Origin of the sequence: Asticcacaulis sp., assembly GCF_020217185.1 — a bacterium.
In the GTDB taxonomy this organism is placed as follows: Bacteria; Pseudomonadota; Alphaproteobacteria; order Caulobacterales; family Caulobacteraceae; genus Asticcacaulis.
Genome location: NZ_JAIWNX010000201.1, coordinates 1 through 10,000, shown reverse-complemented (window position 1 = coordinate 10,000; position 10,000 = coordinate 1). Strand labels below are relative to the sequence as shown.

The window sequence follows — 10,000 nt, the reverse complement described above, 5'->3', positions numbered from 1 at the left end:
GCCCGACTGGCGGATCGGGAAACGATAGGTGAAGGTCTCACCGGGGGCTATGCCCTTGAAGCCGTTGAAGCCCGGCGCGCCGTCCATCACGCCCGGCAGCAGCAGGCCGTGCCAGTGGACCGAGGTCGGTGTTTTCAAGCGGTTGGTGACGCGAATGACCGCCTCATCGCCTTCGGTAAAGCGCAGGACAGGGCCGGGAATGGTGCCGTTGACGGCGATCTTGGGGACGGCTTTGCCACCCACCGTGGACTGGACCTGCGATATAGTCAGGTCATAGGTGCGGGTTTCGGCCAGGGCCATAGAGGCGCACAGGCTGAAGAAACCCGCCAAAAGCATGGATTTCATGAGTGTTTTTCCTGAAAAACGTGACGAGTCGCGCCCGATCTGGGCGCCATACGAGTCCGGTTTTTCAGGCGCGCGGCGGGCGCATCAGATCGTCGCTGAGGGCAAAGCGCAACCGTTGATCGCTGCCAAAGCCTGCGCGCATGCGGCCTTCATAGACCATGGGGGACGCCACCGGCGGCAGACTCAGCGCTCCGGCGGCACAGTGGCTGACCGGGCACTGACAGGCGCTGCCGCAATCGGAATGTGACTTTTCGACAGGGTGTTTGTTGTGCGGCGGCGCATTTTCCCCCATCGTCATCTCGTGACAGGGCATGGGCTCGGCATCGCTGGCGTTTTGCGCTTGTGCCACGACCGGTCCCGCCATCGTCGCCAGGACGAAGGCCAGCAATCCGGCAATACGGCTCAGTCGCTTCCACATGCGCCCTACTTAGCAGGAATTCGCGTGCTTGCCTATGGACCCGCCGTCGTTGCCAGACGACCGTGACGCCTGCCCTCAGACGCTCTCAAAATCCTCGGACAGGCGCATATGTTCGATGATCGTTTCGCGCGCCTCATCATCGGCGTGAGACAGGTCAAGCACTGCATCGCCGGAGTCGAGCACCCGCAGGGACAGCACCTCACCCATATAGGCAAAGCGCGGTATTTTGGGACCAAACAGGCGCTCGCGCCGCGCCTCAACCTGCACGTCCAGCGTTCGGGCTAACGCCGCCTCGATGGGTTTCAACGGCACCAGGGTCTGACCCTTGTCACGGGGAAAGCGTATCACACCGAAATTCCGGCGATCCAACTCAAAGCGCACGCGCTGCGACATGTCTTAATCAGCCCGAAGAATACCCATATACGCCCCTCAGCCCCCGTCAGGGTTCGAGCAGCGTATCCCAATACAGGTAATCTACCCAACTTTCGTGAAGATAGTGAGGCGGAAAACGCCGTCCCAGCTCCTGAAGCTGATACATTGTCGGGCGGTGTGGACTTTTGGCCAGTGCCATCTGTGCCTGTTGGGGAGTTTTTCCCCCTTTACGCAAGTTACAGGGGGCGCAGGCGGTGATGATATTGGTCCAGGTGGACTTGCCGCCCTGCGAAACGGGCAGCACATGGTCAAAGGTCAGATCGTGGCGGCAGCCGCAATACTGACAACTGAACTGATCACGCAGGAAGACATTATAGCGCGTGAAGGCCGGTGGCCGGTTCTGGTCTATATAGGTCTTGAGGCTGATGACGCTTGGCAAACGCATGGTCATCGAGGGCGAGCGGATTTCGACATCATAGGTCGAAACCACATCGACGCGACCTTCGAACACCGCCTTGACGACATCCTGCCACGGACGGGTCGAAAGCGGGTAATAGGAGAGCGGCCTGAAATCGGCATTCAGGACCAGGGCCCGCCAGTCAGAGGGCGGATTTTTCAGGACCTGCATGGACGCCTCCATGCGATCGGGGATGCAACGGGATAATCGTACCGGAAGACCGAACTCCTTCTTGCTGAGAAGCTTATCCACAAGCTCAGTAAGAACCCGATTCCGCAAAAAGAAAACAGTGAACTTTGCATGACAGAGGGATTACACCCCAGATGCACTGTCGCGGCGGACCTCCGAGCCTTCAAGATGAACCAAACGTCTGCGCAACCAGTCATATGCCGGTACACTTTCCACTGCCAGTGCCGCCCCATGCGGTTGAAGCGCCTTCAGCACGTCGTCCATAAATGCGTTTTTGATATCCATCTCCGCCTTACGGTCCCGACAGATATAAAGGGCGATATATTGCACGATCATCGGATCATCCGGGAAGCTGCGCCGGGCGATCCATAAGGATTTGATGCCATAATGTACGGCAAGGACCCGCTTGAGCGCGCTCAGCGTAGCCTCGGGCAGATGCGGTGCCTCAAGCGTCGTGGCGGGTGGCAAACGGGAAAAATGATCCTGTACGCGCTCCCTGAAACGCCCGGCCTCTATGATACTTTCGTTAACCCGCGCCCTTTCGGGATTCTCCGGATCAAACTGCGCGTAATACGCGGCTAAACCGTACAAAGCCTGTTCGCGTTGACCATGATCGGCACCGTCGAGTACGGGTTGCATGTGTTCAACCCCCTTTGCATCCCCTTGATCCAGGTAGAATTGTGCGACACGGCGCCGCACGATCAGATCGTCAGGATGAGACTGCGCCCAGGCTTCTGCCAGAGCCTGTGCCGTCGCCACATCGCCTTCATACTCGATAAGGTTGACACGCTCCCAATAGGGCTCTTCATCAAGAGAGCCTTGCGCCGCCATCGTATCGAGTTCCCGCCGTCGGGCGCGCAGACTTTCGGCCTGCGTGTAAATATCCTCCCATACCGGTGCCGCTTCGCGCCACCACTCGGCGTCAAAACGTTCCACCAGTTGCGTCGTAAGCGCGTCGCCTAGAAATCCCCTCGCGCCGCTATACTCGACGACTGCAAGTGCCGGTGGCGCTTCTCCAAGAGCGGCCAACCGGTCTGAGAGGCAGGGATGCGTATCGTGCAAGTCTGTTTGTCTTTTTAACGCCTCAGATAGGGCCTGCGCCTGATCGGCCTCTGCGGGCTGTTCGGCAAAACGCATGGCCAATCCTGCATAAGGTAAGGTCGCCGGTGCTTTCGCCGTGCGATTGTAGCTTTGCAGGGCGTCCCAGTGCGCGGCAAAGCGATGCCCCTCCGCACTGACTCGCACCAGAGCCGACGCCGCCGTTGCCGGGCCAGCCACCAGAGCGGCACACCGATCGGCCTCGTATTCATTCGAACGCGCCAAGACGAAGCTGTAGGCATTGAACCAGGGACCATACCAGTTGAAAAAGCCCTTAAGCACAGACGCCATGCCACCGGTCTCAAAAGCATAGGAAAGGCGCGCCCACGTCTGACGCACCCTATAAATCCAGGCCGACAACTTACCGTGCGCACCCGCCAAGTGGCCGTATTCATGCGCGATAACCGCCTTCACCTCGTTTTCGGACAAGGCCATCAGCAAGGGTAAGCCCAGCAACAGATAATTGTCGTGCCAACCGAAGATTCCCAAACGCGGAACCTGCACGATAGCGGCGTTGAACTCGTCAGTGACCAGGACCTTTGTAACCTTAGGTCCTTTAGTCAGGCGGCGAATCTCCTCAAGTGCGGCAAACAAAGCCGGAGCCTCACGAGCCGTGACAACAACACCTTTTGGGGTTTCAAACCTTATCCACAAGGCGCGTAACAGGTAGAAACCCATTACCAGAAAGACGATTGCCACCTTGGCCAGCAAAGCCACGAGATGTGTGGCTATGGCAATGACGACAACCCCTACAGTAAGTCCGATCAGCCCGCCCAATACCAATGCCAGAAAGGCGTAGCCCATTAGCGCCGCACCCAACACCCGCCAGCGGTAGGCCCCCGGATGATCCCGTGAAAAAGCTTCCAACCGCTCAACCATAGGCTGATAGCGATCTTCAATAACACCGCCCAAACCCCAAGGCGTCTGCACCTTGGGAATTTCAATTGTCCGGCCCATAAACTTCCCCCCTAATTGCACCGACGGTGCCTTTCCACCGCGCTTTCACCATGACCGTACCTGTTTTATCTGATAGATCAAGAGCATGACCTACCGCACCCGTTTTGCCCCCTCGCCGACCGGCTATCTGCATCTGGGCCATGCCTATGCGGCCCTGACGGCGTTTGAGGCGGGCGGGGAGTGCCTGTTGCGGATCGAAGACATAGACCGCACGCGCTGCCGACCGGAATACGAGACTGCGATTTATGAAGACCTGCGCGGGCTGGGGCTGGCGTGGCCTGAGCCGGCTCTGCGGCAATCCGATCATCTGGCCGACTATGAGGCAGCGCTGGAGACCTTGCGGGCGCGCGGGCTGGTCTATGCCTGTTTCAAGACGCGCAAGGAGCTGGCGCAGGCGGCGCAAGGGGCGCCGCAGGAAGGGGATGCTGTAGCGGAGAATGGACCCGCTGAGCGCGAACCCTCATGGCGTCTGTCCTTGGCGGCGGCGCGTGAAGCGCTGGGCGCAAAATGGGACCGGCTGGATTTTGTCGAAACCGGTCAGGGGCCCAACGGTGAAACCGGTCCGCAGACGGCGCGGCCTGAGGTCAACGGCGATGTGGTGTTGGGGCGTAAGGATATCGGCATCGCCTACCATCTGGCCGTGGTTATCGACGATGCGCGGCAAGGTGTTACGCACATCCACCGCGGCCACGACCTGTTTACCGCCACCCACACGCAGGTTCTGCTGCAAGGTTTGCTGGGTTTGCCGACGCCCGTCTATCGCCATCACGCCTTGCTACTCGACGATCAGGGAAGGCGACTTGCAAAACGCAAGGGATCAAAAAGCCTGCGTGACTACCGGCGGGAAGGCATGGACGCCGAAGCGATCAGGGCCCTGATCGCGGCGACACCGAAGGTGTAAAAAAGCCGCCCCGCGAACGGGACGGCTTTGTGTAGCGGCTGAAACCACTGAATTACAGCAGTTGCAGATTGACAGCGGCGGTCTTGCCGCGCTCGGTCTGAAGCTCGTAGGAGAGCTTCTGGCCGTCCGCCAGCCCTTGCAGGCCCGCGCGCTGAACAGCGGTGATGTGGACAAAGACGTCGTTACCGCCTTCGGCCGGTTGAATAAAACCAAAACCCTTGGTGGCATTGAACCACTTAACCGTACCTTCGGCCATGTGCTCTCCTTAGTCAAAAGCAGTATCGAGGTGTTCGGGAGCAAATCTCCCCACAATCGTCGGTCTCGGTAGCGCAGTTTGAGTTCAGGAAAACAGGAAATCCCGTCTCCGAGCAGTCAGCAGCCAGATCACGAATTGCGACAGAGAGTAAGACGCAGCTTTTGAGAGCGGTCAAATAAAAATCCCATATAGACCGCCCCCTGCGGCAATAAATCATCGTTACCGAATTGTGATCCCAAAGTTCATTATTAATACTTACTGTGGCTGAGCCGAAGTTGCTTGTTCGATCCTGGTATTATTGTGCCAGGTGCGACGACCCGGCGGGCTCAGTCGTAACCTTCGGGATAGGGTACGTCGGGCCGGTCATCGGCATAGGCCTTGCGGCTCAGCCGCCAGCGTTTGTCACCCGTGCGATCCTGATAGCGCCAGAGTTCATAGAGAAGAAGAGTCTGAAGATCACGCCCGGTCAGCAACCCGACATCCCATTCGCGAAACGCCTTCCAACGCCCGGCTACGTAAAACTTGGTTTTCAGACCGTGCCCCATCCACAACGGCCCTGTCAGCGCATAGCGTTTTCGCAGGAAGCGCACCTCAACCTCTGACCACGGCTTTCCAAAGCCCGTTGTAAAGCCCCTGATCCAGATACGGCGACTGTTGAACATCATCAGGCGACGCCCCAGACGCGCGAACACAGACAGCCACCACAGTCCCCACACCCTGATCAGGTAGCGCAGACACAAGAGAAGAAGCGGCAGGGTCACGATACCGCCAATAACAAGGCCTGTCTCCCATTGCCCGCTTTGCCGCCACCTCTGCACGGCCTCCCACCACAGCCCGCCACTGAGAGAGAGGCCCCAGCCGCAAAACAAGGACACCGCGATGAGGTTCAGGCCTCCCAGCAAGGACACCACACCGTTGCCCCACAGCGTCGTGACCCGGTTCCGCCGCCGGTAAAGCCGCGGCTTGGTATTGTAAAAATCCCCCCGACGCATGGCCCCTCGCTCCGCCGCCTTGCCGTTCCGACTGATCCGACCTAACACTGTACTAAACCTCTGTCCATTCAGGTCACCCATGCGTTTGTCGCCGCCCCGTCAATCCGTCCTGAGACGCCTGCTTCTGCGTCAGGTGTTGCGCCTGCCGTTTGCCGTGCTGAAGTTCCTCTCCGGCGGCGGCATTGTGCACGTGGACGGGCGCACGCTCGACACCCAGATCACTTTTCTGTGGAAGACCTTTTTCGCGCGTCAGGATCAGCGCACGCCACTCAGCCTGACCGGCACCTCGGTCGAAGGGGCGCGCGAAGACTGGCAGGAGGCGGCGGCCCTGGTGAGCGCAGGGTCTGAGGTGCGGGTGAAGGTCGAAGCCGTCGGTGATGGCGGGCTGGTCAACGGCCAACTGATCCGACCGCAGCGTATCGATCACAATTCCCCGCTGCTGGTGCTGTTCCACGACGGGGGCGGTGTGCTGGGCGGGCCGGAGCTAAGCCTCGCCTTTGCCAGCCTTCTGGCGCATGAAGCGCGTTGTCCGGTGTTTTTGCCCGCCTACCGACTGGCCCCCGAACACCGCTTTCCGGCGGGGTATGACGACGCGCGTCTGGCCTGGGACTGGGCGCTGGCCAATCTGAGCCGCTTAGGCGCGACCTCGGGTCAGGCGGCCATCGGCGGCATCGGCATGGGCGGCAATATGGCGGCGCGCCTGTGCCTTGATCTGCGCCGCGATTTCAAGCCCTTACCCGTGGCGCAACTGTTGGTCACCCCCCTGCTCGACCTCGCAGACCCGGACCTGAAAACGAGCCGCTTCGCCCAAAGCTGGCCGATCAGCGCCGCCGATCTTGATATCATGATCGGCCACTATGCCGGCGCAGGCACGGGCCTGAGCGATGTCGCCCTGTCGCCGCTACGCGAAGAGGTGATCAATGGTCAGCCCAGGACCCTGATCGTCTCCGGCGGGCTTGATCCGCTGGCGGCTCAGGCCGAACGCTATGCGCGGCGTTTGATGGAGGGCCGCACGCACACCCTCTATCGCCGCTACGACACAATGCCTCTGGGCTTTCCGCTGTTTGCCGGGGTGGTCGATCACGCTGAGGCCGCCGTGCGCGATATGGCGGCGCTGTGGAGTGAACTGACCACGGACACCGCTAACGAGCCATAACAGGGCCTGCTTGGGTGGCCGCATTTTTGAAGAACCACAGATTGCACAGATTACACAGATGACGCAAAAAGTGCGTCCATGAGAAAAGACACAGACCCGAAAGCGCCCGCCTGATAAAAATAATCTTTGAAATCTGTGAAATCTGTAGTTTCAAATCTTTATAGCGAGATGACTTTGAGCAGAATCGCCATTTCGCTATAGGTTATTGTTATATTGCGATTTTTTTTTCGGAAAACCGCTTCACGCTTTCCCGCACGTCGCTCTTTGAGACCTACCCCGCCGGGGTGTAGTGCACCTGTGCGCCCGGCCCCAGCGGCAGGTCCAGCGCCACCCAGGCCGCCGTCAGGCCGATCCCCGCCACCATAAAGCTCAGCGCATAGGGCAGCATCAGAGCGAGCAGCGACCCTACCCCCATGCTCTTGTCCCACCGGCGCGTGAAGGCCAGAATCAGCGGGAAATAGGACATCAGCGGCGTCATGATATTGGTATAGCTGTCGCCCATGCGGTAGGCCGCCGTGGTCATTTCCGGCGAAATACCGACCAGCATGAACATCGGCACCACCACGGGGGCCAGCGCCGACCACTTGGCCGAGGCCGAGCCGATAAACAGGTCGAGTATCGACGAGAACAGCAACACACTGACCAGAAGCAGCGGGGCGGGTAAATCCCACGCCTTGAGGATTTCCGCGCCATTGATGGCGGTAATCGGGCCCAGCCGTGACCAGTTGAACATGGCGACAAAGTGCGCGGCGAAGAAGGCAAAGACCAGATAGGGGGCCAGCGAGCGAATCCCCTCGCCCATCATCTTCACCACGTCGTTGTCGGATTTGATGGTCCCTGCCGCCGTCCCGAAAGCGATAGCCGTGGTGATAAACAGCAGGAAGAAGCCGGCGATCAGGGCGGCATAGAAGGGCTGAAGCTGCGCCGGGCCCGTGGCGTCTTCGTTGATCAGCGGGGTATAGCCGGGCCACAGGGCCAGAGCCGCGAACCCGGCGACGACCAGCACCGCGACGATCCCGGCGCGTTTCAGGCCTGTTTTCTCAGCGGGTGTGATTTCGGACTTGGCCAGTTCGGCCTGAAGTTCGGTGTCCGGCGAACCGCCCCATTTGCCCAGACGCGGTTCGACCACCTTGTCGGTGATAAACCACGCCACCGGGGTGAACAGGCCGACAATGGCGAGGATGAACCACCAGTTGCCGAGCGGGTTCATCGTCCATGCCGGGTCGATGATGCGGGCAGCCTCCTGCGTGAAGCCGAACAGCAACACGTCGATCTGCCCCGGTGTGATATTGCCGGCATAGCCGCCCGACACAGCGGCAAAGGCCGCGGCGATCCCCACCAGCGGGTGCCTGCCGACCGAGGCATAGATCAGCCCGGCCAGAGGGATAAACACCACATAGGCCGCATCGGACGCATGGTGCGACACCATGCCGGTGATGATCACGCACGGGGTCAGGATGGCGCGCGGGGCATTGCGCAGCGAGGAGCGGATCAGCGCCGAAAACAGGCCTGAGCGTTCGGCCACGGCGGCCCCATACATGATCACGACCACGACGCCCAGTGGCGCAAAACCGGTCAGGGTCTTGGGCATATCAACCAGCAGCCGCCCGATATTTTCGGCGGTAAACAGGCTGGTCGCCGTATAGGTCACCACACCGTTGTCGAGCGTCGCCCAGTGCGGGGCTTCCTCGCCGCTATAGGGGATGGAGGCCGACCAGCCGAAATGCGCGCCGATGGTCGAAAGCACCATCAGCCCAAGGATCAGCCAGACGAAGATCATCACCGGGTCAGGCAGCAGATTGCCGGCCTTTTCGACCAGCCCCAGAAAACCTTTGGATCGCCGTATGGCGTCTTGCGATTGCGGCTCGGTCACCCTGCGCGTCCTTTTACTGTAAAAGCTCAGGTTAGCGAAGCTTTTACGTCTGTAAACCGGGGCCAGGGCGTGCAATCGATGGCAATTCACAAAAAACAAAAATGAGATAAGGACAGAGATGCTTTGCGAGCATCACTCAACGTCCCCTCACGTCTTCATCTTAATGACGTGGCGACTGAATACACTCGCCACATATCCGTTCATGCGCGGTTCAGGCAGGCAGGATTAGTCTGTGAGCATAGGGATGGGGCAAGACAGGAGACCGTTATGAAACGCATAATGACTACGTCCTTGCTGGCTATGATGGCTGGCTCCCTGCTGATGGCCGACGTCGCGGCGGCGCATCCGCGTGACCATGACCGTCATGATCGACACGATCGCTACGAGCGTTATGACCGCTACGATCGCTATGACCGTTATGACGACCGGCGCGGGCGTTACGACTATTACCGCAGCTATGATCGCGGCCGCCACTATGGCTGGCGTGAGCGCTCAGACTGGCGGCGCGGGGGTTATGTCGCCTATCGCGACTGGGATCGCGGCTACGCCATAGATTACCGCCGCCACCGCCACCTCTACGCGCCGCCGCGCGGTTATGAGTGGCGTCAGGTAGATGACCGCTACGTGCTGGCGGCCGTGGCCACGGGCCTGATCGCTGCGATTGTGCTCAGTAATTAGAGCGCATTCCGAAAAGTGTGCAACGGTTTTCGGACTCAAATGCGCGACAAAACAAAATGTTAGAGCGAGATTTTGATTCAACCTGAACGAAATCTCGCTATAAGGCATTGAACGAGAAACGGCGCTCTAACGGGGCGCCGTTTTCTTCTGTTGTCTTTATACGCCAATGGCGTATAATAGGTGCCGATGGAATTTCTTGAAACGCCCGTCTTCACGCGTCAGGTCACCGAACTGCTTTCGGATGAAGAGTACAGCCATCTGCAAACCCGTCTGGCCGCTCAACCCGACTGCGGCGATCTGATCAAGGG

Annotated in this window: 11 protein-coding genes; 3 read left to right on the top strand and 8 right to left on the bottom strand. The window is 59.6% G+C overall.

The window, feature by feature from the left end:
* The 5 genes from LDL37_RS10015 to LDL37_RS09995 all read right to left on the bottom strand — a co-directional run.
* On the bottom strand, window positions 1-300 hold a 300-nt coding region (locus tag LDL37_RS10015; RefSeq protein WP_366509239.1), incomplete at its 3' end, for a multicopper oxidase domain-containing protein.
* Window positions 301-409: 109 nt separating this feature from the next.
* Entirely contained in the window at window positions 410-763 is a 354-nt protein-coding gene (locus LDL37_RS10010; RefSeq protein WP_290797530.1) for a hypothetical protein, read from the bottom strand.
* 75 nt (window positions 764-838) lie between these two features.
* Window positions 839-1,156 carry a hypothetical protein gene (locus LDL37_RS10005; protein ID WP_290797527.1) on the bottom strand — a complete coding sequence of 106 codons (318 nt, stop codon included), beginning with the start codon at window positions 1,154-1,156 and terminating at the stop codon, window positions 839-841.
* A gap of 46 nt (window positions 1,157-1,202) precedes the next feature.
* Window positions 1,203-1,763 (bottom strand): HNH endonuclease, encoded by a 561-nt coding sequence (locus tag LDL37_RS10000; RefSeq protein ID WP_126420394.1) that lies wholly within the window; start codon window positions 1,761-1,763, stop codon window positions 1,203-1,205.
* A gap of 141 nt (window positions 1,764-1,904) precedes the next feature.
* A complete protein-coding gene (locus LDL37_RS09995) occupies window positions 1,905-3,836 on the bottom strand; it encodes a M48 family metallopeptidase (protein ID WP_290797522.1) in 1,932 nt (643 codons plus the stop codon).
* A gap of 85 nt (window positions 3,837-3,921) precedes the next feature.
* Between LDL37_RS09995 and gluQRS the strand changes: the two genes are divergently transcribed.
* Entirely contained in the window at window positions 3,922-4,737 is an 816-nt protein-coding gene (gene gluQRS / locus LDL37_RS09990) for a tRNA glutamyl-Q(34) synthetase GluQRS (RefSeq protein WP_290797519.1), read from the top strand.
* A gap of 52 nt (window positions 4,738-4,789) precedes the next feature.
* Here gluQRS and LDL37_RS09985 read toward each other — a convergent pair whose 3' ends face one another.
* Both LDL37_RS09985 and LDL37_RS09980 read right to left on the bottom strand, forming a co-directional pair.
* On the bottom strand, window positions 4,790-4,993 hold the full coding sequence (locus LDL37_RS09985; protein WP_013478897.1) for a cold-shock protein: 204 nt from the start codon (window positions 4,991-4,993) through the stop codon (window positions 4,790-4,792).
* Window positions 4,994-5,319: 326 nt separating this feature from the next.
* The gene (locus tag LDL37_RS09980) at window positions 5,320-5,985 is read right to left on the bottom strand and encodes a hypothetical protein (RefSeq protein ID WP_290797515.1); all 666 of its coding nucleotides are present in this window, start codon (window positions 5,983-5,985) and stop codon (window positions 5,320-5,322) included.
* Between the two features lie 79 nt (window positions 5,986-6,064).
* Between LDL37_RS09980 and LDL37_RS09975 the strand changes: the two genes are divergently transcribed.
* Window positions 6,065-7,141 (top strand): alpha/beta hydrolase fold domain-containing protein, encoded by a 1,077-nt coding sequence (locus tag LDL37_RS09975; RefSeq protein ID WP_290797512.1) that lies wholly within the window; start codon window positions 6,065-6,067, stop codon window positions 7,139-7,141.
* Between the two features lie 271 nt (window positions 7,142-7,412).
* Here the strand turns inward: LDL37_RS09975 and LDL37_RS09970 are convergent, their stop codons facing one another.
* A complete protein-coding gene (locus tag LDL37_RS09970; RefSeq protein ID WP_290797509.1) occupies window positions 7,413-9,014 on the bottom strand; it encodes an AbgT family transporter in 1,602 nt (533 codons plus the stop codon).
* A 267-nt stretch (window positions 9,015-9,281) separates the two neighbouring features.
* Here LDL37_RS09970 and LDL37_RS09965 point away from each other — a divergent pair, with 267 nt between their 5' ends.
* On the top strand, window positions 9,282-9,692 hold the full coding sequence (locus LDL37_RS09965) for an RcnB family protein (RefSeq protein ID WP_290797506.1): 411 nt from the start codon (window positions 9,282-9,284) through the stop codon (window positions 9,690-9,692).
* The last annotated feature ends 308 nt before the right edge of the window (window positions 9,693-10,000 follow it).

Excerpts from the sequence above, each read along its gene's own strand:
- LDL37_RS10010 (WP_290797530.1), bottom strand. The coding sequence starts at position 763 with ATGTGGAAGCGACTGAGCCGTATTGCCGGATTGCTGGCCTTCGTCCTG.
- LDL37_RS10005 (WP_290797527.1), bottom strand. The coding sequence starts at position 1,156 with ATGTCGCAGCGCGTGCGCTTTGAGTTGGATCGCCGGAATTTCGGTGTG.
- LDL37_RS10000 (WP_126420394.1), bottom strand. The coding sequence starts at position 1,763 with ATGCAGGTCCTGAAAAATCCGCCCTCTGACTGGCGGGCCCTGGTCCTG.
- LDL37_RS09995 (WP_290797522.1), bottom strand. The coding sequence starts at position 3,836 with ATGGGCCGGACAATTGAAATTCCCAAGGTGCAGACGCCTTGGGGTTTG.
- gluQRS (WP_290797519.1), top strand. The coding sequence starts at position 3,922 with ATGACCTACCGCACCCGTTTTGCCCCCTCGCCGACCGGCTATCTGCAT.
- LDL37_RS09985 (WP_013478897.1), bottom strand. The coding sequence starts at position 4,993 with ATGGCCGAAGGTACGGTTAAGTGGTTCAATGCCACCAAGGGTTTTGGT.
- LDL37_RS09980 (WP_290797515.1), bottom strand. The coding sequence starts at position 5,985 with ATGCGTCGGGGGGATTTTTACAATACCAAGCCGCGGCTTTACCGGCGG.
- LDL37_RS09975 (WP_290797512.1), top strand. The coding sequence starts at position 6,065 with ATGCGTTTGTCGCCGCCCCGTCAATCCGTCCTGAGACGCCTGCTTCTG.
- LDL37_RS09965 (WP_290797506.1), top strand. The coding sequence starts at position 9,282 with ATGAAACGCATAATGACTACGTCCTTGCTGGCTATGATGGCTGGCTCC.